Here is a 17423-nt window from a genome sequence, read left to right as displayed (position 1 = left end):
TTAATATTTATAACGAATAATAAAAGCTCAGCCAAGCACGCATTTCATCTTCAAAACTGTCGCCTTCTACTCGCGACAGTCCCATATTAAACGTTAAATCGTTTACACCTGCTGGCCCCATTCCAAAACTAAAGTCTCCTTGGTATTTTAAGCCGTAGCTTTGTGCGTATACGGTGTCGTCGAGTTGATGTTGCTTATAATAAAGCCACGGCATGCCTTCTTTAAAGCTAAAGCCGCCACCGTAGCCTTGATAGCGCTTTGCAGTTGCACTGTAAAAAGGCAGCTCAGATGAAAGTACATATTCACTATTTTGCTGCTGATTAATAAGATTTGAGCTAAAGCCACCTAATGCAAGGCTCCTGTCGTCACGTTGCTTTTGAGAAAAGTTTGCATAAAGAGGAATACCAAACGCTTTACCAAAAAGTTTGGCGGCTAAATCGTAACCTTGCCAATTATTATTCTTGGTACTGCCATCGTACCAACTCGCATAAATACTTTGGCCTATTGCAAAGTCTTGACGATCATATTGCCAATTTTGAGCAACGCCTAAACGCGTCCAATTTTTATGGCTTTGCTTATAATCAGTGTAATTGTAGGCAAGCTCTGGCGTTAAACTTAACTGCCCAAATTTAACTGGGTAACTTATTGCGGCAAAACCACCACGGGCATCCATGTCTGCACTTAGACTTTGCTGAGACTGGCGCGATGTATCTAAATTGTAGTCAAACAGTGCAAGTTTCAGTTTTACATCAAGCGCATTATATTTTGCCTGCACATAACCACCGTGCAATGCCCCATCGTGTAAATCAGTGCTATAACCCGCTTGTAAGTCGAGCTGCTTTAATAAGTCGCTACTTTTAATGCTTAAATCTAACAAACTGGTAGAAGCCGAATAATACTGAGAGCCAATCGCGAAAGTAGCGTGCTGGTCGAGCACGTTGTAATTTGTTTGCTCTGTAGTTTCGTGCTTATATATTTTAGCTTTTGGAAGTGTATGTTCGTTTACTATTAGCAGCGGTGCTTTTTTGTTAGCTGCAAACTCAGTAACTACAGTGCTTTTTATAGCTTTTGGCAGTGTTTTTACATTTGGCCCATCTGCAGTTATCGAAAAATAGAGTAACGAGCCATCAGCCATTTCAATTGGGTGGGCAACGGCCTCTTGCCCTTGGGTTAACTTGGTGAGTGTTTTACTCTCTATGTTGTAGTTATAAATATCGGTGGCGCTATTTAAACCTGCAACAAAGTAAAGTGACTCGCCATTATGACTAAAGCTTGGCTGACTTAAATATTGATACCCGTTTGGCATAGGTACTGATAGCTGTTGTTCGCCGTTTATGCCTTGTATATACAATTGCCAATTTTCATTTAATGATGTTGATAAATAAGCTAATTTAGTTTCGTCAGGACTGAGTATTGGGTAATCGTAAGTTGTCTCAAGGCTTTTTGTAAATAATGGTGTGATGGTTTGCGTATTTAGATCAACCTTTACTAATTCAGAGTAGCCATCCCTTATTTGCTCGCCATACAAGGTTTCGCCGTTACTGGTTACGTTAAAACGACGTATACCAGCAAGTTCGGTAAGTTGTGTAATATTTCCAGTGTCAGTGTTATAGCTAAATATGTCAGACACTTTGTTATAAATACCCGACTCTTCATTGCTGTACGCATTGAAATACAACGTTGTGCTATTTACCCATTGAGGATTTGCAATACCGGCTCGGTTAATTTGATTAAGCACTTGTTTTTGTTCGCGCTTAAATACACTTGGCGCTGTATCGGGAATGTCTTGTGCATCGTTTTCGAGTAGCTCTTTTTGCGCTTTAGTAAACTCTTCTTGCGCTTTAATGTTGTCATCAGTGCTATAAATTATAAGCTTGGTATTACTCTCTTTATCTCGCTCAACAATCGCAATTTTACTACCATCTTTTGAAAGTACTGGGTTACTTGCATATAAGTTAAGCTCAAGCCAAAGTTCACTATTAAGTAACGGCTCCCCTTGCTCTATTTGCATTGCTTTATAGGTATATTCAGCTATAAATCGGCGATATAGCTTGGCTGCACTTTGCCCAAACACACCGCTAAATGCCTCATCAAAATTCCGCGTTTTTACGCCTTGCATTCGCGTCCAAACACTATCGAGTGTTTGTTCTGAATAGTTTTTCTCTAACCAATTTAAAAAGCGACTACCCATTAAATACGCCATTGAGCCGCCCATAAAGCCCTGCTCGCCATTTAACTGCCCATAGGTTGGCAGTGCGCCCTGTTGAGCAAATTCTCGCAGTATTGACTCTGAGTAGTTATCAAACAAACGTCCACGACCCGTCATTTTAGACTCAATCAATGTGGCATAACCTTCGGCTACCCAGCGCGGCGTATCACTGTAGGTTAAGTCGTATAAATCCCATATACCACGTACTTTCTGCTGCCAGTCATTGCGTGTAGGCTGTGCTAAGTGCACTAAGTGAATATATTCATGCAACACAAGCAACTGCTGCCAGCCAGAGCTGTTTGATATAACTGTGTCGGATTGTGGTGGGGTTGTAAAAAGTGCCATTACAGGGTTACTTGAGGTAGGTAGCGCAAAGCCGTTTGCTGCATTTAGGGGATCAAACACCACTACATCAACTGTTTTATCAAGTGCTCTGTTTTGCTGCTCAAGCACTTTGGTGCGTACTATTTCAAGCTCTGTTGCAGTTGATTTAGCAAAATCAGCATGCTCAACACTGTAGTGAATGTTGAAATGTTCAGTATGAATAGTTTGCCAATCGGCTGCAAAGCTTGGTGCTGCTAGTAATAAAGCTGATGCGATAAGTGTTTTTTTCATGAGCGTCCCTAAAAGAATTCCTTAATACCATCTAGGGTATTATTAAATGTCTTTCATGGGCAGTAAGAAAGTGTAATAAAGCATGTGCAAATGTGTATTTACACATGTTTTATTAGGGGAGTTTACATCCAGCTGCGAGTATCTGACTCAATCTGCTTAATTGTAAAATCAATAATAAAGTCAGCATCTTGCTGCTTTATGTAGGGCATAAATGCAAACCCTGAAGCAAGTTGTATATACAGGCTTTTTAAGCCTGATTGTCTCATTAAGTACGTGCTTATACTGCGTGCACTTTGCGCTTTATAAAGCTCAAAAACACGGTAATGAACGCCAATCATACCTTTGCGTACAACCATGTAAAATCGGCCATTATCCTCATGCATGTAATAACCATAACGCTGATACGACAAAGTTACCAAGCCAGAAAACACCACCAAAACACCAAGGCTTATAAAAGTATTAATATCAGCAATAAAACAAAAGCAAAACACTAATGCACTGGGTAACAGTGAATAAAAGCCTAAATTTTTATACAAAAGCGCTCGCTCTGCGCGCTTAAAAGCGAGTTTTTTACTATTAAACCACGGGTAAATCCACTGGCATACACTATCAACTTGTTCGCTATTTAATACAGGTAATACTAAGGTTTGTTTATTTTTTTTAGCCGCAACACCGGCTGCTATCCCGCCGCTACTTGCTTGCAAGCACTCAACGGTAAATCGCTTTAGTAATCGCCCCATTAGGTTTTGCTTAATAACAATAGATTGCACTTTATCCATGCTCATAGAAAGCTGATGGCGCTCTAACAAGCCAGCAATACGTTTAAATTTTTGACCTTTAAAATAAAGCTCAAAGTTATAAAAACGAATAAGCGACATAGTCACCGATAGCATTACAGCCACCAAAACTAACAAAACAATTAAGGTGATCATCGCAAAGGTAGCAGCACTTGCCAGCATACCAAGCTCTTGTTGGTAAAAGCCTTCTACTTTCGCAATAATTTGCTTCTCTAAAAAATCGATAATCAAGTTTATAAAAGGGGCAAAAGCAGCGATTGCTAAAATGGCCATATTCGACATTAAACCAAATTTGGCTATTTCTTTATTGCTAATGCTTAGGCTGTTTTCGATAGTGTCTGTTTCGCTTTGTTCAGTATTTGGTGCTTCTTGCTGTTGCTGCGCTTTAAAATCAAATATTTGTTTACGCATTTGCTGTGCGTAATCTTTAGTGACGCCAGGTAAGACAACTTCTTGTGACACACTGCCAGCAGCATCAAAAATACAATTAACTAAGTTTACAGGGGTAAAATAAAATGGTTCGGCAATATTAACGTTTTGCACACGGCCAAATTTAAGCGTAAGTCGCTCTTTTTTAAATACACCTTTGTTAAGCAATATTTCGTTGTCGCTACTAATACAAAACTTAAAATTTAAATAATATAAAAATGAGTAAATAAGCAACGAAATTAGCGCAATCCCACCTGCAACCTGCGCCCAAAGCAACTTATTTTCTACTTGAGTAACAAACACGACAAGCATAGGCAGTAAGTTTAAAAGGCCATCTTTTACAAAGCGCACACTAAAGTGCACAACAAAGTATAAAAGCGCCCAGGGCGATACTTTTTGCCAGTAAATAGGGCTCGCTTTATCTTCGATAGTTGCATTACTCATCGACTAAAGCTGCCTGAGTAGTTGCGTCGTCTTGGCGGTAGTTTTGTACAAATTGGCGCATATTTTTACAATCATCATGGGTTAGCCCACTAATTTGTAAATCGGCACTTACACCGCCAGCGCTAAATAATTTAATACTCGCAAGGCTAAGCTTTCGCTCTATTGGCCCTTGGTGTATTTCCATATGCTGTACACGCGCTAAAGGTAATACCGTCACTTGTTGCCAAATAACGCCTTTTTTAAAAGCAATGTCATGATTTCGCACTGCAAAACCTCGTAACCTCACACTTATCATGTTGTACGCCATAGATACGGCCACCAAAATAGGCATACCAATTAGCAAATACGTTTGTGCATTATTAGCAAAGGCTTCATTAAAATAACAAACAGCAATAAGCGCTCCAATTAGCGGTATATAAAACAGAAGCGAGCTAAGCTGTGTATGTAATAAGGCTTTATCAGCCAATGGCTTAAAGCTAATATCACTATGCTTTGGTAAATCCATTATTTGTTGATTGTTAAACACTATTTGTCCCTATTCCTGCTTTTAATTATGACTAGCTTACCAACTAATGGTGGTTATTAAGGTGTGGCTTTGTTTTGGCTCAAGCGTTACTTTATCTGTCAGTACATTAGCAGCCTCTAAGCAGAGCATTGTTTTATATTCATCATCAGCAAAGTTAGATAAGCGTTTTGATTTTTCTATCCATGGGTTCCACAGTACACACGAACTTGAGTTTTCGCGGCTCACATTAATAACACCTTCTGGCGTATTAATGGTTTGCACTGTACTTGCTTGTGTATAAACCATATCGGTTTCGCGATTAAAGCTTACAACATCATTTTGTACAAATGGCCCTTCACTAAACTCAATATATTGCGCGCCTTGCAAACCATCTACATGGGTATTTGTAATGTCTGATGTAGGAAAATAGGTATGTAGCGCTTGAGTAAAGCTAAATGGCGCACTCCCTAAGTTAGCGGTCGTTAAGCGAACCTGTAATTTATCGCTTAATACAAACTCAACTTTTAATGCTGACTGATGTGGCCAATACGTCGTATTAACAAGCTTCATGGGTAGCTTTAAACTAACTGTAATTTGCTCATCAGATTCGTGTACTTCATCAGCTTGCCACACACTTGTGCGCGCAAAACCATGGGCAGGCCAGCCATCATTAGCGTGTGTACCAAACCACGGCCAACAAATAGGAATACCACCTCGAATACTTGCCCCTTCTTGATAAGTTTCGTCTTGTGATACCCATATAAGTGGCTTGTTATTTTTAGGGATAAACTCGGTAATTTGCCCACCTTGCAAAAATATTTTTGCATCGCACTTTGAGCTAGCTATTTTAATAAACTCAAGACCGGTTTCGCTTTGCTCAATGCTAACTGATGGCGATAATTTCATACCTTCCCCTATAATACTGATACTAAAGATTTTTAATATTTGTGCAGAAACAATAATGCATGCTTAAAGTATACGCTATTGATATTAAATATTGATTGCTGAATTTGTTCATTGCCGATTAATACATATACAGTAAACTCACAAACAATTACTTTGTACTAACAGCTGTAAATGAATAATACTAAAGTCTATACAATAAGACTTGCCAATTATTCACAACATACGTACTGTGCGCAACTTAATGCACACAAGATGCTAAGAAAATTTACTATAATTTAAACAATATAATTTTACATTAGTTACTGCTCTAACTATTAAAAACCAACAAAAGCGGCCTAATGTGCAATATATTGTTTGAATTCAATTTATTTGATGTGTAACATTTCGCGATTACGGCAAACTACCGCCCCATCGATGAGATAAGCAAATGCAAAAATATGACGAGTTATTGGTTTCTTTACGTAAAGTGATCCGCGCGATTGACTTACATTCTAAGCAGCTAAATAAAACTTCGGGTTTAACTGGCCCACAATTGCTTATAATGCAAGAAGTTAAAAAAACCGATGGAATAACGGCGAGCCGTATTGCTCAAAACGTAAATTTAAGCCCAGCAACGGTCACCAATATTCTCGACAGAATAGAAAGCAGAAACTTAGTAACACGCGTACGCAGTCAAATGGATAAACGCAGAGTGAGCTTATACCTCACCGAGAAAGGAAAAGAGTTACTTGATAAAGCACCTCAGCCACTGCAAGAACACTTTATTGAAAAGTTTTCTGCGCTTGCTGAGTGGGAACAGAGCCTTTTACTCTCATCAATGCAGCGTGTAGCCGCGATGATGGATGCAGATAAATTAGATGCATCGCCCCTTCTAGAAGTTGGTGCACTTACTCAAGCTCCTAAAGAATAAACAATAAAAAAAATACATAGTTTTGTACTTACTCTAAACGTAAGGCGTTTTTTGACGTCTTGAATTTTTTATTTTTTAATCACAAGCAGAGCGGCTATTATGACTAAACTCTCAAAATTAACACTAGCACTAGTCCTAGGTGGTGTTACAAGCACTTCTTATGCGTCTGATGATCTAGACACACTACAAAGCCAACTTAAACAGCTAAAGCAACAAATGCAATTGCTTGAAAATAAGTTAGCTGATGAAAAAACAAAACAACAGCAAATTAATAAGCAGCACGAACAACAAGTTGCAAACATCAGTAAAAAATCTGATCAAAAAGTAGTTGAAGTTGCCGCAGCTGAACCTGAGAAAAAAGATGAAGGCATTAAAGTTGGTGGAGCAATACGCTTTAATTACAGCACCAACACATACGATGAAGATACCCAAGATCGCGGTGGCGATTTTGATTTTGATATTTTCCGTATAAATGTATCTGGTGAAATTAACGATATTTCACTTAACGGCGAAATACGTTTTTACGATTACATGACCGTTGTTAAGTATGCTTACTTAGGTTACGAGTTTGCAGATGGCTGGGAAGGACAAGCAGGTATTGCACCCGTGCCTTTTGGTAATGGCCCATACAACTCACACAGCTACTTTTTCAGTACTAATTATTACGTAGGTCTAGAAGACGACTTTGATTTAGGTGTAGTAGTAAAACGTAAACTTAAAGATAACTGGAAACTAGACCTAGGCTTTTTCAAGAATGATGAGCTAGGTGGTATAGACGGTGGCTCTTCAGATATTAACCATCGTTACTCTTACGACATTATTGGTAGTCGTTCAGCAGAGGAAGGTACATACGATGCACCAGGCTCTCGCATAGGTGAATACAATACGTTTGCCGGGCGTGCGACGTATCAAATTGAACACAGCAAAAATATAACTACCGATGTGGGTGTATCACTATTAAGTGGTGGCTTACATGACGGTAACGATCGTGCAGGTAACTACGGCGCATGGGCATTTCATGTTGATAGCACAATTAACAACTGGAATATCCAATTTCAACACGGTGAATACGACTACGATCTAGACGACAGCAGCGACCGCTTTGTTGTTGGTGCGTATGCGTATTATGACACTGTATCTAGCGAAGCAACTATGACTAACTTTAACGTTGCTTATAATTACTCGCTTGATTGGGGCCCAGTTACCGACATTCAATTTTACAACGATTACGGCATTATTTATGACAAGTCTGACGATAGCGCAGATACATGGATGAACGTAACGGGTATGAGTGTTGCTGCAGGTGGTTTCTTTAGTTACTTCGACTTTATTCAAGCACGTAACCAGCCATTTATTGGCGGAACAATTATTGGTGATGGCGATACAGAACGTCGCTTCAACATAAATATTGGTTACTACTTCTAAACTGTTAACCGCATTTATTTTTAAAAGGGCAAACTTAGTTTGCCCTTTTTTATTGATTTTAAGCTTCGAATTAATAGCTATTTAGCCTACAATTAGAGATACCATAACACGCCTAAAAAGAGCCTAAGTGAATATAAAAGCAGTGTTTATTTGTTATAAAAACTTATGGTTTAAAGCGCTTGGCTTAATACTTGTAGCCTTGGGTATTATTGGCATTGTGTTACCGGTCATGCCTACCACTATATTTTTTATTTTAGCGCTCACCTGCTTTACTCGCTCATCACCCGCGCTTGAACAATGGCTGTTAAACCACCCTCGTTACGGTGTAACTTTGCAGCAATGGCAAGCCCATAAAGTAGTGCCTGTTAAAGCCAAATGCTACGCCGCCATTGGCATGTTAATTGGATTTATATTTTTACTGTATTCAGCCGCCCCTATTTGGGTTATTTATCTCGTTGCAGTAATAGAAGTATCGGTAATGATTTACCTTATTTTAAGACCCTCCAGCCCCCCTAAGCATTAAATATTCATTTTTTACCTGCATACCACCTTTGTTTTAAAGTTTTTATGTAAAGATAAGTAAGTAAATTTGTAATAGCTAATGCAAATCATTATCATGTTGTAAATTTAATTTATTTACTGTTTTTATGTCGTTTATTGATAAGCGGGCTTTGTATAGTACAAGCCGAGCTCTACATATTTATATTTCTACAGCTTTGTTTTTTTTGCTTATTTTATTTTGCGTTAGCGGCATTGTGCTCAACCATATTGATTGGCTTAAAAACGATAAAAATAACGGCCAAGTAACCGCGGTAATTCCAGCAGAGCTAGTTACCAAAGCGAATGAGCAGTTAAATACGTTGCCAACGCTTTACCCAGAAATAGAAGCTTACTTAGCCGAGCAATATGCACTTACAAAAGTAAAAAGCATTGAGTGGGAAAAAGAAGACGCGCTCGTCATGCTCGACTACCCACTGCCTGCAGGGTTTGCCTACGCAGAGCTTGATTTTACAACTGGCGAGCTAAATCTTGATTACCAAACAGGTGGTTTTTTAAGCCTCATTGGCGACTTACATAAAGGCCGCCACAGCGGTGAAGTATGGAGTTGGGTAATTGATATATCTGCCGTACTAATGATTTTATTTGCCATCACCGGCATGATTATTTTGTTTCAAAATAGAAAAAAACGCTTAGCAGGAATATGGATAACCTTACTAGGAGTCGCAACTCCACTGGTTATTTATTTATGTTGGGTTCCACAAATAAAAGGAGTGTCTTAATGGTTAAATTTAAATTATTTATAAGCGCCGCATTACTGCTAGTAGCTGCGTTTTTTCAAACAACAGCGCATGCACAAACACCACAGCTAGAGGTTGAATTAACGCTTCCCGACTTAGAAGTACAACCGTATCACCGTCCATACGTTGCAGTTTGGCTTGAAACACCAGAGCGCAAACACGTTACAACGCTTGCACTTTGGGTACAAAAAGCAGAATGGTTTAAAGACTTACGCCAATGGTGGCGTAAAGCCGGTAAAAGCGATGCCAACTTTGACGGCATTAGCGGCGCAACAAAACGCGCGGGTACTTACACTATAAATTGGCAAGGTAACGATTTAGACGGTAACCCAGTAAAACCAGGTAAATACTTACTAAATATTGAAGTTGTACGCGAAGAAGGCGGTAGAGATTACGCCCGTGTTGAGCTTGATTTAACAAAGTCGGGAAAAATTACAATTGATGGTAAAAACGAGTTTTCACAAAGTTTCGTCACTGTAAGCACTAAGTAGCACCTATTTATTACTAGAATTTAAGCAAAGGAAAAATAATGAAAATTAATTTATTAAAAACTGCATTAATCGGCGCATTGAGCTTATCTGCTTTAGTGTCAACTTCAGCAAGTGCACACGGACGTTGGTTACTACCTTCGCATACATCTTTATCAGGCGATAAAGCGCATTACGTAATGATTGACGCGAGTATCTCTAACGAAATTTTTGCACCAGACAAAGCCTTTAAACCTAAAGAAAAAGGCGCAGAGTACGACGATACGCTATTAATGGCACTTGCTCCTAATGGTGAGCCAGTATCTGAAACGATCCGTGCTTATTACTTAAAACGTAAAAGCTCAGCTGCGGTAAGCTTAACAGAGCAAGGCACTTACCACATTGCAATGACCCAAAAGCCAATGTACATGACCTTTTATAAAAATGAAGAAGGTAAGCGTAAGCGTGTGTTTGGTAAAAAAACAGACGCTAAGTTACCTAGTAACGCTAAAGATGTAACTACAACAAAGGTTGTTTCAACAGTAGATACATTTGTAAGCCGAAATGGCACCACAAAGCCATCACAGTTAGGTTTAGGCTTAGAGCTTAGTGGCCCAACGCATCCAAACGATTTATTTGTAGGTGAACAAGCACGTTTTCAATTACTACAAGATGGTAAATCTGCTGGTGAAGGCATTGAAGTAAGCATTTTAAAAGGCGACACACGCTACCGTAACAACCGTGGCGAAGTAAAAGTAACGACCGATAAAGAAGGTATGTTTACAATTACATGGAAAGAACCAGGCCTATACCTAATCGAAACCTCTAACAAAGTTACAGTAAATGAAGAAGGCGTAGATGCAGGACGTTATGCATTATTTACAACGCTTGAAGTTGCCCCTGAATAATTTAAATCACTAAATTTAAAAAATTGAAAGGCCAAGCATTTGCTTGGCCTTTTTACGTCTTACTAACTTTTATCTAAAATTCCCTTGAATTCGCAACCATTCGACACAAGATTGCAACTACAACGATCCAAACGCCTATATCGCGCGTAAACAGTGACCTTATATGTTAACAACTTAGAATATCTTAGATAGTTTTTATCTTTGCACTAGGGTAGTCGCTTCTATATGATGCGCTCCTTTTCGACTAGCAGCTCTTGGGGAACAATTAATGACTTTTAAGCGTTTATCTGCAAATAAACTAGCACTTAGCTTGGCCGTTACCACTGCACTTAGCACACCTTACTCTACGGCCGTTGCCGCAGAGCAAGATAATCAAGCAGAAAAGAATATCGAAGTAATTTCGGTTACCGGTACTCGCAGAAGCTTACGCAGTATTGCCGAAAGTACGGTACCCGTAGACATTATTACCAGCGGTGATATGCAAAGTACGGGTCAGCTAGAAATAAGCCAAATACTAGCAAACCAAGTACCTAGCTTTAACTACCCAAGTGCCACTATGGGTGATGGTACTGACCATGCAAAACCAGCTGTTTTACGTGGATTAGCACCCGATCACACATTAGTACTTATAAACGGTAAGCGCCGCCATGCCGGTGCGCTATTAAACTTAGCAGGTGTTGTTGGCCGAGGCTCTACAGCTGTTGATTTGAACATGATCCCAACCTCTGCAATTAAGCGTGTTGAAGTACTACGTGACGGCGCAGCCGCACAGTACGGTTCTGATGCAATTGCTGGGGTAATTAACATTGTACTTAAAGATGCCTCAGAAGGCGGTAGCGTAAGCGTAACGTACGGTAAATACAATACTCAAATGGCTGGTGTATCTCAGCTAGAAAGCACCTATGCAGATGCAAACGGCGACTTAGCCTTTAATACCGGTGGCGACAGAGAAGTAAACGATGGTGCAACACGCACTGTTAGCGCAAACTCTGGTTTTGCGTTATCTGATAACGGTTTTGTAAACGTATCTATTGAGTACCGTGATAACGACTCAACTCAACGCTCAGGCTTTGACCCACGCGAACAATACAGCCGCCTTGATGATGGCAGCCTAGACCCACGTGAATTTACTATCGATCGTTACAACCACCGCTTTGGTAAAGCAGACCTTGAAGATTACGCGTTGTTTTACAACATGGGTTACGATTTAGATAACGGCTTAAACCTTTATTCATTTGGTAGCTACTCAAAGCGTGAAGGTAATTCAGGTGGTTTTTATCGCCGAGCAAAAGACAGCCGTAACGTTTTAGAAGTGTACCCAGATGGCTTTTTGCCGCAAATTGAAACAGACGTACAAGACTACTCATTTGCACTGGGCTTACAAGGCGAAACTAACGACTGGACATGGGATGTAAGTACCAACTACGGCCGCAACGACTTTGGTTTCGGTGTTGTAAATAGTATTAACACATCACTAGGTGCCGACAGCCCAACCGAATTTGACAACGGTGCATTGGTTTACGATCAGTTTTTAGTAAACGCAACAGCCAATACCACTCTCGATTTAGGCTTACCTGATGACGTATTTTTTACCGTAGGTACTGAATACCGCCACGAAAGCTACAAAATAGAAGAAGGCGAAGAAGCGTCTTACATCACCGCACTTGATAGCGATGGTAACCCAATTGCAGCCGGTGGCGCGCAAGTACTTGCTGGTTTTGGACCAGAAAGTGCGACTGACGAAAGCCGTCATAACATCGCTTTATTTGTTGAGTTTGATACTTACTTAACAGAAAAATGGAATGTAGTTTTAGCAGGTCGTTATGAAGATTACAGCGACTTTGGTGACACATTTACTTCTAAGCTTGCTTCGCGTTACAGCATTACTGAAAACCTATCGCTGCGCGGTGCAATTAGCACAGGTTTCCGTGCGCCATCTTTAGCGCAAAGCTCGTACCGCCAAATATCAACCGTACTTGAAAACAACCAACCATTTGAAGTTGGTCTATTCCCAACCGATTCTGCAGCAGCGCAAGCGCTAGGTGCACAGCCGTTAGATGCTGAAGAGTCAGTAAACGTTACTGCGGGCTTTATTTACACTCAAGGCAGCTTTAGCTTAACTGTTGATGCGTACCGTATTGATATTGATGACCGTATTGTATTGTCTGAAAACTTAGAAGGCGATGCAGTTGTTGAAATACTACAAAATGCCGGTGAGCTAAATACCGAAAGCGTACGTTACTTTACCAACGCTATCGACTCACGCACGCAAGGTGTAGATATAGTTGCCACTTATAACCTAGATTTAGGCAACTTAGGTGATTTACGCCTAAACGTAGCAGCTAACTTTAACGATACCGAAGTAACACACGTAAACGACAACCCAGCGCAGCTTAACTCACTAGGTGACGACTACGTAGTGTTTGCACGTCGTGAAGTAGGTCGCTTTGAAGAAGGCACGCCAGATAGCAAATGGAACCTATCAGCAGTGTGGAACTTTAACGAATGGCAAACAACGCTTCGTGCCACACGTTATGGTGAAGTCGCTGATATATCAACTACAGCTGATCGCGATGAATACCTAGACCCTAAATGGATCACCGACCTAGAAGTGGCATACCGTCCAGACGAATATTGGAAATTTGCCGTTGGTGCAAACAACTTGTTCGATCAGTACCCACAAGCCACCGTGGATAACATTGGTTACTCTGACTTTGGCCAAATATTCCCGTACACACCGTATGCGCCTTACGGATTAGACGGACGTTTCTTATACGGTAATATTACTTACAGCTTTTAATTAGTTTACTAGGGCGTGTTGATCTTTGGTGGGTGAATTTGCAGCAGTATGTTTGGTTTTTAGGCAAGGCAGAGCCTATGTAGTGTGGTTATTCCCCATAAATAGGCGATAACGCAGCATAAATACCAAACATGCGCTGCCCTTTGGGTTCTTTCTAGGGACGATTAACTCTTTGTTGCTCGGTTTTTACTTAGCCCACTAGGTTACAAACCTCGCGCCGCGATTTAATCGCCCCTAGATTGAACAAATTTCAATCCACAAAGATCAACACGACCTAATAAAAGCAGAGCAATTATAAAAGGATGCATCGCGCATCCTTTTATATTAATAATTAGTTATTTTAACCACTTATTAGTATTTCAACTTTCATAAAAAACCACCACCCTATATAAAACAACAGCTTACATTTCGGCCTCATTTTTGCTCTATATTGTTTATATAAATACAAACAATAAATACCAAAGGACTAAACATGAGCTCATCAACACAATTAAGCATTGCAAAACCACTTTCACTTATTGGCGGAATTTTATTATTAAGTGGCTGTGTATTTCATATATCGCCAAGCGTTGCCTCAGTAAAGCAAACTCAACAGCTATCACTGCCAAGCAATAATCTTGAATATTTAAATGTGTTAAGCGGCGCAGGTAGCCTTGAAATAAAAGGCTCAAAAACGGCCACCAGCATTAGTGTTGATGCCACTATTTACACAGCCGACATTGAAGACGAGTACGAACTAACGCTCGAGCAAGACGGTAAACAGGCAAAGCTTGTTGCCCAAAATAAAAGCCGTAATGGTATTAGCTTTTACAGTGGCCAATCTCCAAGTATTAATTTAGTGGTTACTGTGCCAAGTAATCTAAATTTAGATATTGATGATGGCTCTGGCGACATTTTAATAAATGCTATGCAAAGCAATATTGATGTAAAAGACGGCTCAGGAAATTTAACAATAAGCGGGGCTAAAAACCTAACTGTTGACGATGGCTCAGGTGAAGTAACCCTTGAAAACATCGCAGGTAATTTAGAATTAACCGACGGCTCTGGCAGTATTCATATAAACAACGTAAGCGGCAATGCAACTATTGACGATGGTTCTGGCGAAATGCACGTGAGCAACATAACCGGTTCGCTAAACGTTGAAGATGGATCGGGTGATTTAGTGATAAGCCATATAAGCGGTGCAGTTAATGTTGATGATAACTCTGGCGACATGATCATTGAGCATATTGGCTCAAGCGTAACAATTGAAGACGGTTCGGGTGATATTCGCGTTAACCATGCAAAGGGGCTGACTATTACTGAGTCGGGCTCGGGCGATGTAAGTATCGATAATATTAGCGGTTCAGTAAAAGTAGCTGACTAGGGCGTGTTGATCTTTGTGGATAGAAATTTGTTCAATCTAGGGGCGATTAAATCGCGGCGCGAGGTTTGTAACCTAGTGGGCTCGGTAACTACTCCTGTGTTACCCTAATGGCTTACATCCATGTAAGAATAAGTAAAAACCGAGCAACAAAGAGTTAATCGTCCCTAGAAAGAACCCAAAGGGCAGCGCATGTTTGGTATTTATGCTGCGTTATCGCCTATTCATGGGGAATAACCACACTACTTAGGCTCCGCCTTGTCTAAAAACCAAACATACTGCTGCAAATTCACTCACCAATGATCAACACGCCCTAACAGTATGAGCTAAAAATAACGTATTTTCAGCCACATGAATTATTGTATTTTATAAGAACCTAAGTCATTCTATTTATGCTCAAATACCTTGAGCATAAATAGAATGACTTAGGATAAACGCGTGTTAGAAATTGCTTTAATTTATTTAGCAGCAGCCATAGTAGCTGTCCCTATTGCAAAACGAGTCGGACTTGGCTCTGTGTTAGGTTATTTAATTGCCGGCATACTCATTGGCCCTTATGCGCTGGGTGTTGTGGGCGATCAAACCGATGTAATGCACTTCGCTGAATTTGGCGTAGTAATGATGCTGTTTTTAGTGGGCCTTGAACTACAACCTTCGCGTTTATGGACATTACGCCACTCTATTTTAGGGCTTGGCGGCTTACAGGTTGTGTTATCGGCAGCGGCTATATTTGCATTTTGTTATTGGTTTTTTGCCATGCATTGGCAAACCGCACTCGCCATTGGTTTAATGCTCGCGCTCTCCTCTACCGCTATTGTGCTGCAAAGCCTTGAAGAAAAAGGCTGGCTAAAGCAAGAAGCCGGACAAAACGCATTTTCGGTATTGCTGTTTCAAGACATCGCAATTATCCCTATTTTAGCCCTATTGCCATTGCTCGCATTTGCCCCGCAAACTAGCACAAAAGAAATCAGCGATTCGATTATTGCAGGCTGGCCTGTATGGCAACAAGTATGTGTTTCGGTTGCGGTTATTGCCGCTATTATTGCCGGCGGTAAATATGTATCGGCGCCGTTATTTAGATACATTGCCCAAACGCACATGCGTGAAATATTTACTATTTTTGCACTCTTTTTAGTAGTCGCTATTGCACTGGTTATGCAAAGTATTGGTTTATCGCCTGCCTTGGGAACTTTTTTAGCCGGCGTTGTACTTGCCGAGAGCGAATTTAGACACGAATTAGAAGCCGATATAGAACCCTTTAAAGGCTTACTGTTAGGATTGTTTTTTATAACTGTTGGCGCATCAATTAACTTTGAACTGCTATTTAACGAGTTTAGTACCGTTATAGGCTTAGTGGTTTTACTCATTGTAGTTAAAGCCTGCATTTTATTTGCCCTTGCCGTTACCTTTAAAATTAACAGTAAACAGCAGTTATTATTTGCCCTAGCCCTTGCCCAAGGGGGTGAGTTTGCCTTTGTACTGCTAAGCGTAACCACCACCTTAAGTATTTTAACGCCCGAGCAAACCAGCCTTGTTACCTTAGTTGTGGCGGTATCAATGCTAATAGCGCCGTTATTACTTATGGTTTATGAGCAAATACAAAAACGCAGCAGCAGTGCTTTACCTGAGTTTGATAAGCCAGAACAAATTAGCACCGCTAAACACGTAATTATTGCGGGCTACGGACGTTTTGGTCAAATTATGGGGCGTTTACTGCACGCGCAAGGCTACGAAATTACCGTACTAGATCACAGCCCTAGCCAAATAGAATTACTACGCCGTTTTGGCAATACTGTATTTTATGGCGATGCCGCACGCCAAGAACTGCTTGAAGCCGCAGGCGCGCACACCGCGCAAATGCTGGTAATTGCAATTGATAACCCCGATAAAACCATTGAGATAATTAAGCTCGCGCATAAAAACTACCCGCAACTTAAAATAGTTGCTCGCGCAATCGACCGCCGCCATGCGTATCAGTTACTTAATTTAAAAGTAGATGCGTTTAACCGCGAAACCGTCGACTCAGCTATTAACCTTGCCGTAGAAGCACTCGAGTTACTAGGTAACACTAAGCAAGATGCAGAGCGTGCTGGTAAACTGTTTAGAGACCACGACCGCGCTGCAGTACTGCAACTTGCTGCATTATGGGGAGACGACGCCAGCTACGGCGTAGCAGTTCGCCAACGTATGGAAGATTTAAAACAAGTACTGCAACAAGATAAACAAGCACAAAGCGATTTAAATACCTGCGACAGCGGCGATTGCGAAGACGGCTTAACAGAAGTAGCGAGTAAACCTAAAAAACCTGATGATGCTCATTTGGAGTAGTTTAAGGCTTTTATAGTTG

General features: G+C 40.5%; 13 protein-coding genes. 9 read left to right on the top strand and 4 right to left on the bottom strand.

Annotated features, from left to right (window positions below; all coding sequences use genetic code 11):
• Positions 1–7 precede the first annotated feature (7 nt).
• From GQR39_RS14955 to GQR39_RS14940, 4 genes are all read right to left on the bottom strand, one after another.
• Positions 8–2824 carry a PD40 domain-containing protein gene (locus GQR39_RS14955; RefSeq protein ID WP_165736019.1) on the bottom strand — a complete coding sequence of 939 codons (2817 nt, stop codon included), beginning with the start codon at positions 2822–2824 and terminating at the stop codon, positions 8–10.
• A 122-nt stretch (positions 2825–2946) separates the two neighbouring features.
• Positions 2947–4494, bottom strand: a complete 1548-nt coding sequence (locus GQR39_RS14950) for a PH domain-containing protein (RefSeq protein WP_165736018.1) — start codon at positions 4492–4494, stop codon at positions 2947–2949.
• Positions 4487–5020 (bottom strand): PH domain-containing protein, encoded by a 534-nt coding sequence (locus GQR39_RS14945; RefSeq protein WP_101163834.1) that lies wholly within the window; start codon positions 5018–5020, stop codon positions 4487–4489. The genes GQR39_RS14950 and GQR39_RS14945 overlap by 8 nt, the downstream gene beginning before the upstream one ends.
• A gap of 36 nt (positions 5021–5056) precedes the next feature.
• Positions 5057–5905, bottom strand: a complete 849-nt coding sequence (locus GQR39_RS14940; protein WP_007580460.1) for a D-hexose-6-phosphate mutarotase — start codon at positions 5903–5905, stop codon at positions 5057–5059.
• Positions 5906–6332: 427 nt separating this feature from the next.
• Here GQR39_RS14940 and GQR39_RS14935 point away from each other — a divergent pair, with 427 nt between their 5' ends.
• The 9 genes from GQR39_RS14935 to GQR39_RS14895 all read left to right on the top strand — a co-directional run bounded on the left by GQR39_RS14935 (position 6333) and on the right by GQR39_RS14895 (position 17404).
• Complete coding sequence (locus tag GQR39_RS14935; protein ID WP_010554531.1) at positions 6333–6815, top strand: MarR family transcriptional regulator; 483 nt, start codon at positions 6333–6335, stop codon at positions 6813–6815.
• Between the two features lie 99 nt (positions 6816–6914).
• Positions 6915–8240, top strand: a complete 1326-nt coding sequence (locus GQR39_RS14930) for a hypothetical protein (protein ID WP_007580455.1) — start codon at positions 6915–6917, stop codon at positions 8238–8240.
• Between the two features lie 127 nt (positions 8241–8367).
• Positions 8368–8763, top strand: coding sequence for a YbaN family protein (locus GQR39_RS14925; RefSeq protein ID WP_007580453.1), 396 nt, complete (start codon positions 8368–8370; stop codon positions 8761–8763).
• Positions 8764–8887: 124 nt separating this feature from the next.
• Complete coding sequence (locus GQR39_RS14920) at positions 8888–9520, top strand: PepSY-associated TM helix domain-containing protein (RefSeq protein ID WP_165736017.1); 633 nt, start codon at positions 8888–8890, stop codon at positions 9518–9520.
• Positions 9520–10029 carry a DUF2271 domain-containing protein gene (locus tag GQR39_RS14915; RefSeq protein WP_007580449.1) on the top strand — a complete coding sequence of 170 codons (510 nt, stop codon included), beginning with the start codon at positions 9520–9522 and terminating at the stop codon, positions 10027–10029. The genes GQR39_RS14920 and GQR39_RS14915 overlap by 1 nt, the downstream gene beginning before the upstream one ends.
• Positions 10030–10067: 38 nt before the next feature.
• Positions 10068–10913: a DUF4198 domain-containing protein gene (locus tag GQR39_RS14910; protein ID WP_165736016.1), complete on the top strand. Its 846-nt coding sequence runs from the start codon at positions 10068–10070 to the stop codon at positions 10911–10913.
• A 268-nt stretch (positions 10914–11181) separates the two neighbouring features.
• The gene (locus GQR39_RS14905; RefSeq protein ID WP_165736015.1) at positions 11182–13713 is read left to right on the top strand and encodes a TonB-dependent receptor; all 2532 of its coding nucleotides are present in this window, start codon (positions 11182–11184) and stop codon (positions 13711–13713) included.
• A gap of 472 nt (positions 13714–14185) precedes the next feature.
• Positions 14186–15079: a DUF4097 domain-containing protein gene (locus tag GQR39_RS14900; protein ID WP_165736014.1), complete on the top strand. Its 894-nt coding sequence runs from the start codon at positions 14186–14188 to the stop codon at positions 15077–15079.
• 435 nt (positions 15080–15514) lie between these two features.
• Positions 15515–17404, top strand: a complete 1890-nt coding sequence (locus tag GQR39_RS14895) for a monovalent cation:proton antiporter-2 (CPA2) family protein (RefSeq protein ID WP_165736013.1) — start codon at positions 15515–15517, stop codon at positions 17402–17404.
• Positions 17405–17423: the final 19 nt, after the last annotated feature.

This window comes from Pseudoalteromonas sp. C8 (genome assembly GCF_011378685.1).
Taxonomy (GTDB): Bacteria; Pseudomonadota; Gammaproteobacteria; order Enterobacterales; family Alteromonadaceae; genus Pseudoalteromonas; species Pseudoalteromonas arctica.
The sequence above is the reverse complement of the archived record's forward strand: the minus strand, read 5'-3'. Positions and strand labels throughout refer to the sequence as shown.

Coding starts and splice junctions, on each gene's coding strand:
- GQR39_RS14905 (WP_165736015.1), top strand. CDS start 11,182: ATGACTTTTAAGCGTTTATCTGCAAATAAACTAGCACTTAGCTTGGCC.
- GQR39_RS14930 (WP_007580455.1), top strand. CDS start 6,915: ATGACTAAACTCTCAAAATTAACACTAGCACTAGTCCTAGGTGGTGTT.
- GQR39_RS14910 (WP_165736016.1), top strand. CDS start 10,068: ATGAAAATTAATTTATTAAAAACTGCATTAATCGGCGCATTGAGCTTA.
- GQR39_RS14935 (WP_010554531.1), top strand. CDS start 6,333: ATGCAAAAATATGACGAGTTATTGGTTTCTTTACGTAAAGTGATCCGC.
- GQR39_RS14940 (WP_007580460.1), bottom strand. CDS start 5,905: ATGAAATTATCGCCATCAGTTAGCATTGAGCAAAGCGAAACCGGTCTT.
- GQR39_RS14920 (WP_165736017.1), top strand. CDS start 8,888: ATGTCGTTTATTGATAAGCGGGCTTTGTATAGTACAAGCCGAGCTCTA.
- GQR39_RS14915 (WP_007580449.1), top strand. CDS start 9,520: ATGGTTAAATTTAAATTATTTATAAGCGCCGCATTACTGCTAGTAGCT.
- GQR39_RS14900 (WP_165736014.1), top strand. CDS start 14,186: ATGAGCTCATCAACACAATTAAGCATTGCAAAACCACTTTCACTTATT.
- GQR39_RS14955 (WP_165736019.1), bottom strand. CDS start 2,824: ATGAAAAAAACACTTATCGCATCAGCTTTATTACTAGCAGCACCAAGC.
- GQR39_RS14950 (WP_165736018.1), bottom strand. CDS start 4,494: ATGAGTAATGCAACTATCGAAGATAAAGCGAGCCCTATTTACTGGCAA.